Here is a 15,854-nt window from a genome sequence, read left to right on the forward strand (position 1 = left end):
TTAAGTGACATTTGTTACACAACGTTTATAGTTGCAGTACTATATTTGAATATTAAATTCAAATACCATGACAACTACACTTAGCATACAAAATTTAAAATGTAATGGTTGCGCAACAACTATTTCAAACAAATTAGCTGATTTAGAAAATGTTTCTGATGTACAAGTAAATGTCGAAGAAGGCTCTGTTACTTTTAATTATATAAATGAAGAATCGTTACTTCATGTAAAAGAAACATTAAAATCTAGCGGCTATCCCGAAGTTGGCGAAAGCAATCCTTTAGGAACTAAAGCAAAGTCTTATGTAAGTTGCGCGATTGGAAAAATGAGTTAATTTATTCAATTACAGCGCTTAATCCCAATTGTAGTAATCGAGTGCATTGGGGTTTTAGTTCTTCTAACGATCCTGTTTTAACTGCACATTTTCCGGTGTAATGAACAATAATTGCGCATTGTTCTGCCTGCTCTGATGTGTGTTTGCAAACTCGAATTAGACAATTAATTACATGATCAAAAGTATTTACGTCATCGTTGTAAAGTACAATTTCATGATTGTTTTCTAATTGCTCCTCAACTAATACGTCTTCCTGTACTTTTTCAATGGTACTCATAAACTAATAAAAGTATATTTTTAATTTATATATTTTAAAGAAACCCAATTGTTTCGTTCCAATTTCTTAACATAAGTCAATCCTTTTTCGGTGCAGGAAGCATCAATAAACGGAATGTCTTCATTATAAAAACCACTTAATAATAGGATTCCTCCTCTATTCAAACAATCAACATACGCTTGCATGTCGTTTAGTAATATATTTCGATTGATATTGGCTATGATTAAATCATAATTTTTACCATCAAGCAAACTGGCTTCACCTTCGTATACGGTGATTTCGTGGCAATTATTTCGTTGTGCATTTTCAATTGAATTTAGAAAGCACCAATTATCAATATCAATGGCATCAATTGGTTTGGCACCTTTCATTTCAGTAAGAATTGCAAGAATTGCAGTTCCGCATCCCATGTCAAGCGTTTTCAATCCCGTAACATCGGTTTCAAGTAAGTGCTGAATCATCATGTGCGTGGTTTCGTGATGACCCGTACCGAAACTCATTTTTGGTTCGATTACAATATCAAATTCAGCATTAGTTTTAGGATGAAAAGGAGCACGAACATGGCATTTACCATCTACATCAATCGGTTCAAAATTCTTTTCCCATTCTTCATTCCAGTTGACTTGATCTATTTCTTCAATTTTGTAGGAAACAGTAAATTCTGGAGAAGATAAAATAAAGATATCTTCTAACACATCATCTGTACACAGGTCTTTTTGTATATAGGCTACAATACCCGTTTCAGTTTCAATAAAACTTTCAAAAGGTTTTTGACCTAATTCGGCAATTAGAATTTCCGAACCTAATTCTTTTGGTTCAATTGTAAAATGGTAACCTAGATATATATTTGACATGTTTTTATTTTATTTGAAGCTAATTATTTATTATTTGGATTGCAAAGCATTACAATTTGGTGAAAGATGTCGTGAAGGTCTTGAAAGGCCCGCATGATTTCTACATTAGGAGCTTTGTTTTGAACTAAATCATTAACTTATTTTGTTTGCTTTTTTAGTATGGTTAATGTGGTTTCGGTCTTTTGATTTTTATATTCCTGTGGAATTGTAGCCACATCCAAAGCTTCAGCTTTTGAATTTAATTCTTTTGAAAATTCTTTTATGGGTCCAAAATTTCCTTCTTCGGTTGGATGAAATGTTTTAGATAATAGTTCGTGGTATTCAGATAAAGGAACCCATTTTACGATACTTTGAGCATTTATAATTTGGCATCCAAAAAAGATAGCAATTAGAAGAAGTAGTTTTTTCATTAGGTTTAAATTGTAAGGCAATAGTACTACTATTTTGATTAAAATTGAAATGTAGAAATTGAATTTAACATTTATGTAAAGTAAAATCTTCTGATAGAAATCATCACCAAAATTAAGATGTTATAGCCAATAAAAAATGGAACAATAACTTCTATCCAGCCAATTGTTAGCATTAATCCAATTAGAAATAATTGAAATCCAAGTCCAAATAGCGATACAAATGTCATAAACCAATTTGAAAAAATAGTGGCTTTATAGGCCTCCGGATCCAAAGCATGGATTATTTTATCAAATACACCGTAAACAAGGGTATAAATGAAAAACAAAATAGTAACCGATCTTTGACTTTCACCGGCTAAAGCTTTTGGGGTTTTATATTCAAATATTTTACTTGTAGTATCTCCGCCAGCGGTTTTGTTTCTTAAAATTACATAGTAATAATTGTATAAAGTCCCTTGTAATTGAATGCTAATGAATCCTAATAAAGTAAGCCAAATTGTTGTTTTTGAAACGAAACAAATTGCCATAAAGAGTAGAAAGTTGATTATAATATCAAATACACTATCAAGATACCTTCCAAAGTAGGAAGGGGTGTTTTTTAAACGAGCCAATTCACCATCTGCAGCATCAATTCCCGATTTTAAAAGGATAAAAATAAAGGCTAAAATGAAATGATTGGTAAGTAAAAAATAAATAGCTGTTAGCCCTGAAATGCCGAAAAGTAGCGTTACATGAATAGGAGTGAAGAGGGTGTTTTTTAGGTTGTTAGCAAGATATCTTCCAAAGGGTCTTCCGTAATCGGATAAGTCAATAAATTTATTCTCGGCTGCAAGTTTGGACATTTAGATTTGGTAAGAGGGAATGTGACAATATAGTCGGGGAAATGTGTTTTTAGGTTTGTTTTTTAGCTTCTAAAAGCATATAAAATTGAATTCCGAATAAAATAGTTGCTAATACAACATGTAAGGTTTGTGTTCCAAAAGGAAATTGAAAATAGTACATCAATATTCCTGATACTATTTCTAATCCGATTATACCTAAAACCCAATTTATTTTATTGAAATTAAGGCTTAATTTTTTATTTCTTGTGAATAAGTACAAGTTGGTAAGAAGCACAACGATTGAAAAAGTACGATGAAAATAAAATGAAAAAGATGGATTTTGCAACCAAAGTATTTTGGGTGCTCCAGCTTCTGCAATAAAATCCACATGTTCTCTTACATTGGTTCCAATAATAATTTGAATTAAAGTTAATACCGATGCAAAAATTAAAACTTTATAAAAGGTATGATCTTTTAAAATCGCTAATTTTTTATTCTGAACTGCATAAATTAAATAGATTTGAAATGAAATTATCAATAATGCAGCAAGCATGTGAGTAGTAATCTTGATTGGACTTAATACAGAATCAACTACAGTTTTTCCCAACCAAGCTTGAAATCCCATTAATACGCAAATGAAAAACGAGAGAAATAGATACATTTTTTTCTCTTTCCAATAGCTAAATGAAATGATGAATGTAACGAAACAAGCTATTCCTGCAAGTGCTCCTAACAAGCGATTGATGTATTCAATCCAAGTGTGTAACGGATTAAAGATCGCATATTCGTGTTTTGTATATTTTTCCCAGTTTGATTTTTCAAAATAATTTTTTGCAACAAAATCATTTTTAGCTACTAAAAGCGTTTCGTCTTTAATAATGACTTGTCCTTTATCATATTCTTTTCCGGGTGTAAAAAGGAGTTCTTTTAATTCTGTTGGGGGAATATAATATCCGAAACATTTTGGCCAATCTGGACATCCCATTCCAGATCCAGTTAGTCTTACAAAAGCACCTGCAAAAATTACTAGATAAACTAGTATCAAAGAGATTTTGGCTGATTTTTGAAAATATTTTTTCATAAAACTTATTTTAATTATCTGCTTTTTGTAAACCTAATTTTTGTGCTCTGCTTAATACAAATTCATAAGCAGCTTCATATTCATTCGGAATTTTACCATCCAAAATAGCTTCTTTAACTGCTTCTTTAAGCATGCCGATTTCTCTTGAAGGTTTTAAATTAAAGAGTTGCATTATTTCTTCACCAGAAATTGGTGGTTGAAATTGTCTTACATGATCTTTTTCTTCAACTTCAATTATTTTCTTGCGAACAATATCAAAGTTATTGTGGTACTTTTTAAATTTTGTTGGATTTTTGGTAGTGATGTCCGCTTCACAAAGTGTCATTAAATCATCTACATCATCACCGGCATCAAATACTAATCGTCTAACCGCCGAATCAGTAACTGTATCTTGTGCTAAAACAATCGGTCTAGAACTCATAATAACCATTTTCTGAACAAATTTTAATTTGTTGTTAAGTGGCATGTGTAATCGTTCAAAAATTTTTTTCGCCATTTTACCACCCAAAAATTCATGCCCATGAAAGGTCCAACCTTGTTTTTTGTTGAATTTTTTTGTGGGTGCTTTTCCAATATCATGGAGTAAAGCTGCCCATCGTAACCATACATCTTCGGTATTCGGACAAATATTATCTACGACTTCTAAAGTGTGATAAAAATTGTTTTTATGGGTGTGTCCTTCAACTTCTTCTACATTATTTAAGGCAGTTAATTCAGGTAAAATTAATTCTAACAATCCTGTTTTGTACAAATGTAAAAATCCAATTGAAGGCTTATCGGTTGACAATATTTTATTTAATTCATCAACAATTCGTTCACCAGAAATAATATTCAATCGCTCTTTATTTCGTTCAATTGCAATTAATGATTCTTGCTCAATATCAAAATTCAATTGGGTTGCAAATCGAATGGCGCGCATCATTCGCAAGGGATCATCCGAATAAGTAATATCAGGGTTTAACGGAGTTTTAATACACTTGTTTTGCAAATCCTCCAATCCATTAAATGGATCGATTAAATCCCCATAAGTAGCTTTGTTGAGTGATATTGCTAATGCATTTATAGTGAAATCTCTTCGGTTTTGGTCGTCTTCTAGAGTTCCGTTTTCTACAATAGGATTTCGACTTTCTTGCAAGTAACTTTCTTTTCGTGCGCCTACAAATTCAATGTCGATGTCTTTATAGCGCAACATGGCTGTTCCGTAATTTTTAAAAACTTGAACTTTAGGTTTATTTGGAATTAATTCCGAAACTTTTAAGGCCAATTCAATTCCAGATCCAAGCGCCACGACATCAATATCTTTTTTGAAGTCCCGTTCCAAAATAAAATCACGAACAAAACCACCAATTACATAACTCTCTAAGTTAAGTTCTTGGCCTGCTTGTGCTATTATTTTAAAAATAGGATTATTTAGCGCTTTGGTGTAATTCATTTTATTTTCTAATAACCTTCACTTGATTGTCTAATGAAAGTTTTATAATAGTAGATGGGTTTTTGCATACTTTATCTCGCTGCAAATTTACTACATAGTCTACACCTTTTATAATTTCAGGGCTAATTTCTTTAAAAGTTTTTGGGGTTTCCATTCCGGAGATATTAGCTGATGTAGAAACTATTGGTTTTTTCATTCGCTCTAATAATTTAAAACAAAACGGTTCCTTAATTATTCGAACTCCCAGTGTTTTATCGGCAGCAATCAAATTTTCGGCAATATTTCTCGGATTATCTAATATCAAAGTCGTTGGTTTTTCAGATAAATCCCATAAGTCCCATGCCAAATCTGGAATAGCCGAAAATACATTGTACATCATTTTATCACCATTCATCAATACAATCATGCTTTTAGAATCTTCACGTTGCTTTAAAGCATATATTTTTGCAATCGCTTCTGGATTAGTAGCATCGCAGCCAATCCCCCACACGGTGTCTGTTGGGTAGAGAATAATCCCGCCGTTTTTTATTACTTCAAAGGCATTGTGCACTTCAGTATTGATGTCCATGATGATTTAATTATAATTTGCAAAGATATTAACTTTACTAGCTAATTTATTAAAGTGCTTTATTTTCTTGAATCATTAGTTTTTTTTCTTAAAAAAATTATCTTTGTTGGTAGCTTAAAAGAAATTAAATTTTAAATTTTCATTTCTTTAGAGATTCAATTATTTACGTGTTTTTTGTGTAAAATAATTATTATAAATTATTCTCATTAAAACCTATATTGATGAATAAATGAAATTATTTTCTGTATTTCACTCAAATAGTTAGGAATATAATCCGTATTTATTCATATAAATTAATAAAAATAAAATATAGTTATGAAATTAAATTTTCGTTTTCTAAAAAAGGTCAAAAATAAATTTTACTATGATGATTTGAAGGAACTTACTAAACAAAAAGGAAGTGATACTTCTTTTCCATTTGGAAAAAAATATCCAATTCTAAATGAGCGTTTTGAATCTTCAGGGATTTTATCGGGGCATTATTTTCATCAAGATTTACTAGTTGCTAGAAAAATATTTGAAAATAATCCAGGTAACCATCTTGATATTGGATCTAGAACAGATGGCTTTGTTGCTCATATTGCTGTTTTTAGAAAAATCGAGGTGATGGATATTAGGGAGTTAGATAGTAAGGTTAAAAACATTGAATTTACAAAAGCAGATTTGATGCAATTACCAGATAATATGTTAAATAAATACGATTCAATTTCAACTTTACATGTTATTGAACATTTTGGTTTAGGACGTTATGGAGATCCAATTGATTATTATGGTCATATAAAAGCAATTGAAAATATTACAAAGATGTTAAAGTCTGGTGGTAAACTTTATTTTTCTACTCCAATAGGACCACAAAGAATAGAGTTTAATGCCCATAGAGTTTTTTCTATAGAGTATTTACTTAATATCTTTAAAGATTCTTATACATTAGATTCTTTTTCTTACGTGGATGATAGTGGAGATTTGTATGAAAATGTAGTCCTAGAAAGCGATAAGGTTCATAGTAATTTTGACTGTCAATATGGATGTGGAATTTTTGAATTTACTAAAAAGTAAATTTTAATTTATATTGTTTATGTTTAAAAGAAAAAAAACTGTTATAGTAAAATTACAGGGCGGTCTGGGAAATCAAATGTTTCAATATGCTGTTGCTAAAGGTATTGGGTTTGAAAGAGTTTTTTTTGATTTAAGTTTTTTAAGAAAGCATTCTGTATCTACTAATGATTTTACGGCAAGAGAATTTGAACTTTTGATTTTTAAAAACATTAAGGTTAAAGAAATTATTAAAACACATTTTAAATTTTTAAAATCAAAAAAAATAAATAAATTATTGGGATACAAATTCAATTTTATTACTCAAATTGAAAATGAATTTGTTGATATCGATAAAAATTCAGATGTAATCTATTTAGATGGATATTTTCAGTCTGAAAAATATTTTTCGCATTGTAGAGAATTAATTCTTAATGATTTTGAATATCCTGAATTGGACACCAAAAATCTTCAAATAAAAAATCAAATTACCTCTTTTGAAAATTCTGTAAGCGTGCATATTCGAAGAGGTGATTTTATAAAGTCCAAAGCCATTCTAGATATTCATGGTGTTGTTCCTTTAGAATTTTACCAAACTGCAATTGATAAATTAATTGATATATATGGTGATATAAAGTTATATTTCTTTTCAGAGGATATGAATTTTGTTAAAGAAAATTTTAAATCGTATCCAAATTTATTTTTTGTTGAAGGAAATGTAGGTTCTGATAGTTGGAAAGATATGGCTTTGATGAGTTCTTGTAAACATCATATAATTGCCAATAGTAGTTTTAGTTGGTGGGCTGCATGGCTTTCTAAAGAGGATGGTATTACTTTTGCACCAAGACACTTTTTTAATCCGAAAGTTAATTATGAAATTAATGATTTTATGCCTGAAAGATGGCAGATAATTGATTATAAATTTTAATTTTTTGAAAATCTAAAAAGTGACTTTAAAAATATTTTTATTTTCAATGTTAGTTTTATTTTATTAAAATTATTTTTTTCATTTTTATAAAAATAAAAAAATAATTTTAAATTAAAATCTTTACACTTTGAAAATGCTCGTATTGCAGTTAAATTAAGTTGTTTTTCAAAAAGGTCAAAATCATATTTTTTAAGGATTCTATTTTGATGGATTAGAATTTTTTTGTTTTCTAAAATCGTATAGATATCCTTTGAAGAGTATCTTTTACGGTAAAAAATAGTATCTAAAATTAGGTTTAAATTAGGAGTATTTAAATCAATACCAAATTCTTTTAATTGATTAGTGAATACTATTCGGTGCATTTTTCTGCTATTTTCTTCTTTTAATTTAGTAATATTCGTTTCATGCCATCTATATCTTAAAAGCGATTCTTGAATGTTATAAAATTTTGTATTATTTATTAATCTTGTCCATAAATCATAATCTTCGATTGGAACCATTTCAGGATGATATTTTTGATTATGCAATACACTTTTTCTAATCATTGCTGTTGGATTTCCAATACAATTTTCATATAATAATTTTACTTTAATAGCTTCATGTAACTCATTTTGTTTGAAAATATACTCCTTTATATTATCTCCAAATATTGTGTACCATGTTCCACAAACACCTATTTCACTGTCATTATTAAAAACTGAAATTTGTTTTTCAAACCTTTTTGGATGTGCAATATCATCGGCATCCATTAAGGCTATAAATTCTCCATTTGAACTTTCAAAACCTTCATTTCTTAAAAGTGCTGGACCAATATTTTGAACTTTATTTATTAAAAAAACTCGATTATCATTTTTAACAAATTCTTGAATAATTTCTAAACTATTATCTGTTGAATTATCATTTAGAATTATTAATTCAAAATCTTTAAATGTTTGATTTAAAATGCTTTGAATAGCCTCTGATAAATATCTTGAAGCATTATATACGGGCATTACTACCGAGATTTTAGGCTTCATTTTCTTTGATTTTTTGATTGATTATTGCATTATAATAATTGAGAGTTTCTTTTACAAGTTTATTTTTATTGAATTTTTCTACAATGGTTTTCCTTGCATTTATTTGAATTTCCAAAGCGGATTCTTTGTTTTCAAATATCAATCGAACTGCATTCACATATTCTTGAATTGAGTTTGCAATAAATCCATTTTCTCTATTGATTATGAGCTCACTAAAAGATGGAATATTAGAACATATTATTGGTTTAGAAAGTGACATCATTTCTAGTGCTGCCAAACTAAAATTTTCTCCTCGAGATGGTAATAATACGATTTCCGCTTTTGAAATAATTTTTATTATTTCATCTGATAATTTGAAACCATGAAATATTACTTTATTAGAAATATTGTTTTCTATTAAAATATTTTCAATTTTATTATTATAGATTGTATTTCTGCCAACAAAATTTAACGTAGCGTTTGGTTCAAATTTTAGGACTTCAATTAAAACAGAAACTGCAATATCTGCGCCTTTTTCAAAAGAAACATTTCCAAAATAAAATATTGATTTTGGGATAATAGTAACATCTTCAGATATTCGGAATTTATCTGTGTCAATTCCATTATATATTACCTCTGATTTTTCTATATTAAACAATTTATGATTAATTGATTGAGAATATTTAGAGACCATAATAAAATTTTGTGCCTTATTAATTGCTTCTCTTTCAAAATCTAACTTATACTTTGCAAATTTAAAATTAAAGTAATTATGGAAAAAATTATAATTTCCATGACATCGAATTACAATTGGAATTTTATTATTAAGATATAAAGATAATCCTTCAAAATCATGTGTTTCAATTATGTCAATTTGCAAATTATTTTTTGAAATAAACTTATTAAATTCAGATGCTATTTTTTTTAATTCCATTCTTAGTATTGATAAATAATATTTTTTCAAAAATGGAACTTTTTTTGTTAAAGATCTTGCTAATTTGTATAAGGGATTTCTTGATAAAGTATCTTTTACGAAAGTTACTTTTACTCCAAAATCATCTATGTTAATTGATTTTTTTTCTACACCAAAAACAAAAACATTATGTCCTTCGTTTACCAATGATTTTGATAAACTTGATATAAAACTACCTGTGCCTCCACTACTTGGAAGATTTTCATGATAATATTCTTTGGTTAAAAAAAGTATATTCATTTTATATTAAGTTATGTAGCTTTCCCATTCTTTTATTGTTAAAATCGTCAACTGCTTTTCTTTTATATTTTAAAATAGTAAAGACTTCGGTAGAATATTTAATGTTTTTGTTAACCTGATGTTTTTGATTTTTTACAAATTCCTTTATGATATCTGGAATTACATTTTCATATTTATTTTTAATGTAAAGCATATTTCTGTACATATAATAAACTCTTAATGAAGAATGTACAGACACATTTTTTTTAATCAAATATAAAGTAAAAATAGAGCCTCTTCTAGAAAGAACGCCTAATGAATGATGGAAAAAATTACGAGCAAATTTTATATTTTTAAAACCTTTAGTTAATGCCGAATAGCAATAATCTATGTCAACCCCATCAATAAAAAGATTTTCATCAAAACCTCCAATTTCATTGTAAAGTTTTAAATTCATCACGGATGCAGAGGTAATTAAATGATCTACCTCAATATAATTTTTTGTTGTATGGTTTATGTCTTTTTTAGAATATTCTAAACCATAAACGGCTACTTTTTCTTTTTCTTCAAAATTTAAAATGTCCTTGAAATAACGGTCAATATTTTCTTCTAAAAAGGAAGAATCTTGGTCCATTGTAAGCAAATATTCAAAATTATCATTAATTGCTCTTTTGCATGCGTCATTCAATCGAATAGATAAACCTTTGTTTTCGCCATCCCAAAAGTAGCAAACGTTTTCCATACCAATAAAAAGGCTTTCATTGCTTTTCCCTTCGGTATTATCCAATATATAAACCTTTTCCACCTTGGCAATGTAAGTCGATATATTTTCAACATCTTCTTTTTTTGGATGGTAAAGTATTACACAAGCGGCAAAGTTACTTTTCATTTTATAAGGTTCTTTTTCCAAGAATAGCATCTATTAATGAGGTTATTTTATATCGTATTGGGAATGCACTTTTTGTCTTTTCTGAAATTAATTCCCATTCTATATTATTTTCACTTTGTAATTTTTGAAAGTCTATAAAATCAAAATTATATTTTTGAAAATTTACTATTTCTTTCTTTTTTAGAAATATCTTTTTTAACAAAAATCGATATTCAGAGAAACTATTGGGAATGTCTAAGCCTAAAATAACTCGCTTTTTTCGAGTAATTTTCTCCATTTTATCTAAATTTTTCATGCCAATTTGTTGGTTATCATGAATTCTATAGGAAATTAAATTTTCAGAAGAGTAATAAAGGGTATTTTTAAAAGCTAATAAGGATGCAATCCATTCGTCGTGTAAATTATCCTTCGAAAAAGGAAAAATAAAAGATTTCACTTCTTTTTTAATACAAAGTGTAGCACCTGTAACTATATTTCCATTTTTGAAAATAATGTCTACAAAATCAATTGGTTTTTGCATTTCTTTTTCAAAGAAAAATACCGAATCCCAGATGGTTTTATTGGATAGTTTTGTGCCGTTATCATCAATTAAATCTGCATTTGTAAATACACCTTCGGCAGTAAGATTTTCGTTAAAAATGGCTAGTGTTTTGGCTACTTTTTCAGTATTCCAAAGATCATCTTGATCTGCAAGAAAAATATAATCGCCAGAGCAAAGCTGAATTGCTTTTTCAAAATTTTTAGTGCTTCTTAAATTGATTTCATTTTCAATAATTACAATGCATGGATTTGCAACCTGAATTTCCTTTAGAATTGAAACCGTAGCATCGGTAGATTTATCGTCGCACACAATTATTTCATCTACTTTAGTGGTTTGATTTAAAATAGAATTTATTTGTTGTTCAATAAACTTACTTCCATTATAAGTACAAAGTGCTACAGATAGTTTCATCTTAAAATTCTTTGATTATTTGCTTTACTTTCAGCGACTTAGAAAGTGGTGCGCCAGCCAAAAGTATTTTCAGTAAATACCAATATTTTGGTTTGAAAATAGAGCTGAAAATATAGTTTATTCTTAAATAATTCAATAAAAAATAAAATGAAAGGAACCCATAATGTTTCCTAATAATGTATAATAAAGAAATTTTAAGTTCGGTTTTAATTGTTATATTTTGAGGGGTACTAGCACCGTGGTAATGAATGTATTTGGCCTCAGGAATCAAGAAACACGACTTGCCCTTTTTTGCTAATCGCATGCACAAATCAGTTTCTTCATAATATAAAAAGATGTTGGTGTCAAATCCGCCAACGGAATTAAAATCTTCGGTTCGAACCAACATAAAGCTCCCCTGAACATAGTTTACTTGGATCGGATTAGCATATTCTAATTTTCGTTTTGGGTATTTCTTTGGGTGTATTTTTTCTAGAAAATCACGTCCAAGTAATTCTTTAGAAATAGAGGCAAAATGATCAAAAGCAACTATTTGCTTCCCTGTTTCACTATACGATTGGCCTCCAACCATTGCAATAGAGTTATCTTTCTCCAAAGCAGTTTTTAAAATAGAAAAGCAATCATTTAAAAATACTGTATCGTTATTTACAAAGGCAATATATTTAGCATTTGTAAAAAGAAAACCTGCCATATTACCGCCACCAAATCCAGTGTTGATTTTACTTCGAATGAGTTGTAAATTAGTAAACGAATGAGAATTGCAAAAGCGTTTTAAAGTTAAATAATCTTCTTTTTCCGAACAATTATCTACCACAATAATTTGATAATTTAGTGTAGGATTTGTCTTATTAATAATGCTATTAATACATTCTTGAGTAAGTTTACTCGAATTGTAATTAATAATAATTGAGGCTATATCAAACATTCGAATATTATATTAATCAATTTTTCTATATAACATCCAAAGTTGTAAATACCTTTTGAACACCGAAAAAGAGTGAGTATATGCTAAAATAAATCCCTCTTTTCCATCTATAAGTCCTAACCTAAAAATATATTGCCATAAAAAACGATAAATTGGTCTGAAAATAAGGTGGTAGGCATTGGGTTTAACTTTTTTGTTATATAAATTTTCAGCTTGTAATTTGCTGTATAAGTTTAGTTTGTCGTTGTAATTATCAAAATTTTTGTAACTGTGGTGATTTAGTGCATTCTTCAAAACACCAATACTTCCATTAGCTTTAACTTCTTCATGAACTAAATTGCCATTGTATTTGCAAAAATTCTTATTGAATAGCCGTATTGCCTTATCGTTTTGCCAACCACCAAATTTTATTTTTTTGCCCATAAAAAAGAAGTTCCTTTTTACAAAAAAAGCTACTTTGGTGCCTGAATTTAAGACAGTGTTTTTAATTTCTTGTTCTAATTCTTTTGTTATAATTTCATCCAAATCAAAAAATATAATCCAATCATTTTTAGCCTGACTAATTGCGAAATTTCGTTGATCAGAAAAATTAGTAAATTTTCTTTCAATAAATTTAACGTTTAATTCCTTGGCAATTTTAGCTGTTTTGTCCGTGCTTTGTGAATCAATAAAGATAATTTCGTCAGCAAAAGATAAACTCTCTACATATCTTTTTACATTTTCTTCTTCGTTAAATGTAATTGCTAGCGCACTTATTTTAAGGATTTTAGTATTTTGTGACATATAAATAGATGAAATATGATACAAATATAATATTTTTACCCCAATAGTATTTTCAAAATTCAAAAAGTGTCTAGATTACCTATTTTAATGTATCATAATATTACTCAATGTGATAGCGATAGCAATGAGCTAACAATTTCCCTATCAAAATTTGAAGCACAATTAAAGTATTTGAAAGACAAAAGTTATCATACCTATTTTGTTTCAGATTTGATTGATAATCAAACAATTTTAAATAAAACTGTTGTTTTGACTTTTGATGATGTTACCGAGAATCAATTACATTACGCCTTACCTTTATTGAAAAAATATAATATGAAGGCTACTTTTTTTATTCCGTTTTCATATTTAGGAAAAACAGATTTATGGAATGTTGGTACAGAAAAAATAATGTCAGTTGATCAATTAAAGTCTTTAGATTCAGATGTTATTGAACTAGCACACCATTCTTATTATCATAGAAAATACAGTACTTTATCACCTGTTGAGATTCAAAAAGACTTAGATGATTGTTTTGAATTTATTTCAAAAAACAATTTAAATGTATCTCCTGCAATAGCCTATCCTTATGGAGATTATCCTAAAATTGGTGAAGCTAAATCTCATTTTTTTCAAATTTTAGAGAAAAATAATATTAAAATGGCATTCAGAATTGGAAATAGGGTGAATCAATTTCCATTTAAAAATATTTATGAAGTGCAACGTATTGATATTAAAGGTGGAGATAGCTTGTTTGCCTTTAAAATGAAATTGCGTTTAGGAAAGTTAAGATTATTTTAAATTTTTATCGATTAAAATCATTTTTACATAACGGGAAAAAACTCCGTAAGCATCAATAGAAGCAACTGCTAATCCTGGCACACCATCCATAAAGCCTCTGCGAATAAAATAGGTATGAAAAAAACGATAAAAAGGCTTAAAGAATAAGTGAAAATAGTTGGTTGTTTTATTTCTTTCTTTCGCCATTTTTGCTTGAAACCAAGCGTAAGAATCTTTCTTTTTGATGTAATGAAACAAACCTTTGTAAGTGTAATGAATCATGAAATTATCAAGTAATCCAACAGTTCCGGTATGTATTAATTTTTCATGAACCAATCCTTCAAAATGAATACTAGTATTCTTTACTAAACGAACCACTTTATTTTCGGTATGGTATAAAAAACGATTCATGTAAAAATGAGGAAATTTAATCTTATAAGCATCGTGCTTCGGATCGTTTATGGTTTCTAAAATTTCAAATTTCAACTTCTGAGTTACACGCTCATCTGCATCAATAAATAAGATCCAATTGGATTTCGCATATTTTATTGCTTCATTTTTTTGATTTGAAAAATTATCAAACTGACGTTTTAAAATTTCGCAATTGAATTTTTTTGATATTGAAATTGTATCATCCGTGCTAAATGAATCAATTACAATAACTTGATCTGCAAATGAAACTGAATTTAAGCAATCTTGAATATAGTCTTCTTCGTTAAAGGTAGGAATAATTACGGTAATGGTTTGCATAGTCTTATTTGTAGACTTCAAACTTAGAAAAAAAATTTTATCTTTGCAATTCAATGAAAAAAGATATTTCAATTATTATTAGCACCTATAATTCACCTTTATGGCTGAAAAAAGTTCTTTATGGATTTAACACACAAACTTATAGAAATTTTGAAGTTATAATTGCGGATGATGGCTCTGATGAAATAACAAAACATACTATTTTAGAAGTCCAAAAAGAAGTTTTTTATCCAATAATTCATGTATGGCATGAGGATAATGGTTTTCGAAAAACAATAATATTAAATAAAGCAACTCTTGCTACATCAACTGATTATATACTTATGACTGACGGCGATTGTATTCCTCGTGAAGACTTTATTGAGCAACATATTAAACACCGTGAAGAAGGTTATTTTTTATCTGGAGGGTATTATAAGCTGTCTATGAATCTTTCAGAAAAAATTACAAAAGAAGATATTTATTCTGGTAAATGTTTTGATATTAAATGGTTGAAAATAAATGGTATTTCTTTTTCATTTAAAAACAGCAAATTGATTCCAAACGGATTAACTAGCTCTATATTAAATGGAATTACTCCTACAAATGCTAGTTGGAATGGACACAATGCTTCGGGATGGAAGAAAGATTTTCTTGCCGTGAACGGATTTGATGAGCGCATGCAATATGGGGGTGAAGATCGTGAATTTGGTGAGCGATTGATGAATTTTGGAATACAATCCAAACAAATTAGGTATTCAACAATTTGTGTTCATTTAGATCATGATAGAGGTTATGTGAAACCTGAAATGATAGAATTAAACCAGCAAATTAGAAAAGAAACTAGATATTCTAAAAGCGTTTGGACCGATTACGGCATTATAAAAAAGTAA

The 15,854-nt window shown here is 28.6% G+C and carries 19 protein-coding genes; 5 read left to right on the forward strand and 14 right to left on the reverse strand.

Features of this window, described 5'->3' with window-relative positions; translation table 11 throughout:
- Positions 1 to 67 precede the first annotated feature (67 nt).
- On the forward strand, positions 68 to 334 hold the full coding sequence (locus ABWO08_RS01720; protein WP_353083324.1) for a heavy-metal-associated domain-containing protein: 267 nt from the start codon (positions 68 to 70) through the stop codon (positions 332 to 334).
- 1 nt (position 335) lies between these two features.
- Here the strand turns inward: ABWO08_RS01720 and ABWO08_RS01725 are convergent, their stop codons facing one another.
- The 7 genes from ABWO08_RS01725 to ABWO08_RS01755 form a co-directional block, all read right to left on the reverse strand.
- Positions 336 to 611, reverse strand: a complete 276-nt coding sequence (locus ABWO08_RS01725; RefSeq protein WP_353083325.1) for an ATP-dependent Clp protease adaptor ClpS — start codon at positions 609 to 611, stop codon at positions 336 to 338.
- 20 nt (positions 612 to 631) lie between these two features.
- Entirely contained in the window at positions 632 to 1,465 is an 834-nt protein-coding gene (gene prmA, locus ABWO08_RS01730; RefSeq protein ID WP_353083326.1) for a 50S ribosomal protein L11 methyltransferase, read from the reverse strand.
- A gap of 137 nt (positions 1,466 to 1,602) precedes the next feature.
- Complete coding sequence (locus tag ABWO08_RS01735; RefSeq protein ID WP_353083327.1) at positions 1,603 to 1,875, reverse strand: hypothetical protein; 273 nt, start codon at positions 1,873 to 1,875, stop codon at positions 1,603 to 1,605.
- A 71-nt stretch (positions 1,876 to 1,946) separates the two neighbouring features.
- A complete protein-coding gene (locus ABWO08_RS01740; protein WP_353083328.1) occupies positions 1,947 to 2,717 on the reverse strand; it encodes a CDP-alcohol phosphatidyltransferase family protein in 771 nt (256 codons plus the stop codon).
- 49 nt (positions 2,718 to 2,766) lie between these two features.
- Positions 2,767 to 3,777: a COX15/CtaA family protein gene (locus ABWO08_RS01745; protein ID WP_353083329.1), complete on the reverse strand. Its 1,011-nt coding sequence runs from the start codon at positions 3,775 to 3,777 to the stop codon at positions 2,767 to 2,769.
- A 10-nt stretch (positions 3,778 to 3,787) separates the two neighbouring features.
- Entirely contained in the window at positions 3,788 to 5,209 is a 1,422-nt protein-coding gene (locus ABWO08_RS01750) for a CCA tRNA nucleotidyltransferase (protein WP_353083330.1), read from the reverse strand.
- 1 nt (position 5,210) lies between these two features.
- The gene (locus ABWO08_RS01755; RefSeq protein ID WP_353083331.1) at positions 5,211 to 5,777 is read right to left on the reverse strand and encodes an L-threonylcarbamoyladenylate synthase; all 567 of its coding nucleotides are present in this window, start codon (positions 5,775 to 5,777) and stop codon (positions 5,211 to 5,213) included.
- Positions 5,778 to 6,092: 315 nt separating this feature from the next.
- Here ABWO08_RS01755 and ABWO08_RS01760 point away from each other — a divergent pair, with 315 nt between their 5' ends.
- Together ABWO08_RS01760 and ABWO08_RS01765 are read left to right on the forward strand one after the other, a co-directional pair.
- On the forward strand, positions 6,093 to 6,833 hold the full coding sequence (locus tag ABWO08_RS01760; RefSeq protein ID WP_353083332.1) for a DUF268 domain-containing protein: 741 nt from the start codon (positions 6,093 to 6,095) through the stop codon (positions 6,831 to 6,833).
- 19 nt (positions 6,834 to 6,852) lie between these two features.
- Positions 6,853 to 7,737 carry an alpha-1,2-fucosyltransferase gene (locus tag ABWO08_RS01765; protein WP_353083333.1) on the forward strand — a complete coding sequence of 295 codons (885 nt, stop codon included), beginning with the start codon at positions 6,853 to 6,855 and terminating at the stop codon, positions 7,735 to 7,737.
- On the opposite strand, the gene ABWO08_RS01770 is transcribed toward ABWO08_RS01765, so the two are convergent.
- The 6 genes from ABWO08_RS01770 to ABWO08_RS01795 are packed head-to-tail and all read right to left on the reverse strand — an operon-like array spanning position 7,734 to position 13,473.
- Positions 7,734 to 8,753 (reverse strand): glycosyltransferase family 2 protein, encoded by a 1,020-nt coding sequence (locus ABWO08_RS01770; RefSeq protein ID WP_353083334.1) that lies wholly within the window; start codon positions 8,751 to 8,753, stop codon positions 7,734 to 7,736. The genes ABWO08_RS01765 and ABWO08_RS01770 overlap by 4 nt on opposite strands.
- A complete protein-coding gene (locus ABWO08_RS01775; RefSeq protein ID WP_353083335.1) occupies positions 8,743 to 9,945 on the reverse strand; it encodes a glycosyltransferase family 4 protein in 1,203 nt (400 codons plus the stop codon). The genes ABWO08_RS01770 and ABWO08_RS01775 overlap by 11 nt, the downstream gene beginning before the upstream one ends.
- A gap of 1 nt (position 9,946) precedes the next feature.
- Entirely contained in the window at positions 9,947 to 10,813 is an 867-nt protein-coding gene (locus ABWO08_RS01780; RefSeq protein WP_353083336.1) for a glycosyltransferase family protein, read from the reverse strand.
- A 1-nt stretch (position 10,814) separates the two neighbouring features.
- The gene (locus tag ABWO08_RS01785; protein WP_353083337.1) at positions 10,815 to 11,765 is read right to left on the reverse strand and encodes a glycosyltransferase; all 951 of its coding nucleotides are present in this window, start codon (positions 11,763 to 11,765) and stop codon (positions 10,815 to 10,817) included.
- Position 11,766: 1 nt separating this feature from the next.
- A complete protein-coding gene (locus tag ABWO08_RS01790) occupies positions 11,767 to 12,690 on the reverse strand; it encodes a glycosyltransferase family 2 protein (protein WP_353083338.1) in 924 nt (307 codons plus the stop codon).
- A 12-nt stretch (positions 12,691 to 12,702) separates the two neighbouring features.
- Positions 12,703 to 13,473 (reverse strand): glycosyltransferase family 2 protein, encoded by a 771-nt coding sequence (locus tag ABWO08_RS01795; RefSeq protein WP_353083339.1) that lies wholly within the window; start codon positions 13,471 to 13,473, stop codon positions 12,703 to 12,705.
- Positions 13,474 to 13,539: 66 nt separating this feature from the next.
- On the opposite strand from ABWO08_RS01795, the gene ABWO08_RS01800 reads away from it, so the two are divergent.
- A complete protein-coding gene (locus ABWO08_RS01800) occupies positions 13,540 to 14,253 on the forward strand; it encodes a polysaccharide deacetylase family protein (RefSeq protein ID WP_353083340.1) in 714 nt (237 codons plus the stop codon).
- Here the strand turns inward: ABWO08_RS01800 and ABWO08_RS01805 are convergent.
- Positions 14,245 to 14,982, reverse strand: coding sequence for a glycosyltransferase family 2 protein (locus ABWO08_RS01805; RefSeq protein ID WP_353083341.1), 738 nt, complete (start codon positions 14,980 to 14,982; stop codon positions 14,245 to 14,247). The genes ABWO08_RS01800 and ABWO08_RS01805 overlap by 9 nt on opposite strands.
- Positions 14,983 to 15,035: 53 nt before the next feature.
- On the opposite strand from ABWO08_RS01805, the gene ABWO08_RS01810 reads away from it, so the two are divergent.
- Positions 15,036 to 15,854: a glycosyltransferase family 2 protein gene (locus ABWO08_RS01810; RefSeq protein ID WP_353083342.1), complete on the forward strand. Its 819-nt coding sequence runs from the start codon at positions 15,036 to 15,038 to the stop codon at positions 15,852 to 15,854.

Source organism: Flavobacterium sp., from assembly GCF_040383245.1.
GTDB lineage: Bacteria > Bacteroidota > Bacteroidia > Flavobacteriales > Flavobacteriaceae > Flavobacterium.

Excerpts from the sequence above, each read along its gene's own strand:
- ABWO08_RS01720 (WP_353083324.1), top strand. The coding sequence starts at position 68 with ATGACAACTACACTTAGCATACAAAATTTAAAATGTAATGGTTGCGCA.
- ABWO08_RS01725 (WP_353083325.1), bottom strand. The coding sequence starts at position 611 with ATGAGTACCATTGAAAAAGTACAGGAAGACGTATTAGTTGAGGAGCAA.
- prmA (WP_353083326.1), bottom strand. The coding sequence starts at position 1,465 with ATGTCAAATATATATCTAGGTTACCATTTTACAATTGAACCAAAAGAA.
- ABWO08_RS01735 (WP_353083327.1), bottom strand. The coding sequence starts at position 1,875 with ATGAAAAAACTACTTCTTCTAATTGCTATCTTTTTTGGATGCCAAATT.
- ABWO08_RS01740 (WP_353083328.1), bottom strand. The coding sequence starts at position 2,717 with ATGTCCAAACTTGCAGCCGAGAATAAATTTATTGACTTATCCGATTAC.
- ABWO08_RS01745 (WP_353083329.1), bottom strand. The coding sequence starts at position 3,777 with ATGAAAAAATATTTTCAAAAATCAGCCAAAATCTCTTTGATACTAGTT.
- ABWO08_RS01750 (WP_353083330.1), bottom strand. The coding sequence starts at position 5,209 with ATGAATTACACCAAAGCGCTAAATAATCCTATTTTTAAAATAATAGCA.
- ABWO08_RS01755 (WP_353083331.1), bottom strand. The coding sequence starts at position 5,777 with ATGGACATCAATACTGAAGTGCACAATGCCTTTGAAGTAATAAAAAAC.
- ABWO08_RS01760 (WP_353083332.1), top strand. The coding sequence starts at position 6,093 with ATGAAATTAAATTTTCGTTTTCTAAAAAAGGTCAAAAATAAATTTTAC.
- ABWO08_RS01765 (WP_353083333.1), top strand. The coding sequence starts at position 6,853 with ATGTTTAAAAGAAAAAAAACTGTTATAGTAAAATTACAGGGCGGTCTG.
- ABWO08_RS01770 (WP_353083334.1), bottom strand. The coding sequence starts at position 8,753 with ATGAAGCCTAAAATCTCGGTAGTAATGCCCGTATATAATGCTTCAAGA.
- ABWO08_RS01775 (WP_353083335.1), bottom strand. The coding sequence starts at position 9,945 with ATGAATATACTTTTTTTAACCAAAGAATATTATCATGAAAATCTTCCA.
- ABWO08_RS01780 (WP_353083336.1), bottom strand. The coding sequence starts at position 10,813 with ATGAAAAGTAACTTTGCCGCTTGTGTAATACTTTACCATCCAAAAAAA.
- ABWO08_RS01785 (WP_353083337.1), bottom strand. The coding sequence starts at position 11,765 with ATGAAACTATCTGTAGCACTTTGTACTTATAATGGAAGTAAGTTTATT.
- ABWO08_RS01790 (WP_353083338.1), bottom strand. The coding sequence starts at position 12,690 with ATGTTTGATATAGCCTCAATTATTATTAATTACAATTCGAGTAAACTT.
- ABWO08_RS01795 (WP_353083339.1), bottom strand. The coding sequence starts at position 13,473 with ATGTCACAAAATACTAAAATCCTTAAAATAAGTGCGCTAGCAATTACA.
- ABWO08_RS01805 (WP_353083341.1), bottom strand. The coding sequence starts at position 14,982 with ATGCAAACCATTACCGTAATTATTCCTACCTTTAACGAAGAAGACTAT.
- ABWO08_RS01810 (WP_353083342.1), top strand. The coding sequence starts at position 15,036 with ATGAAAAAAGATATTTCAATTATTATTAGCACCTATAATTCACCTTTA.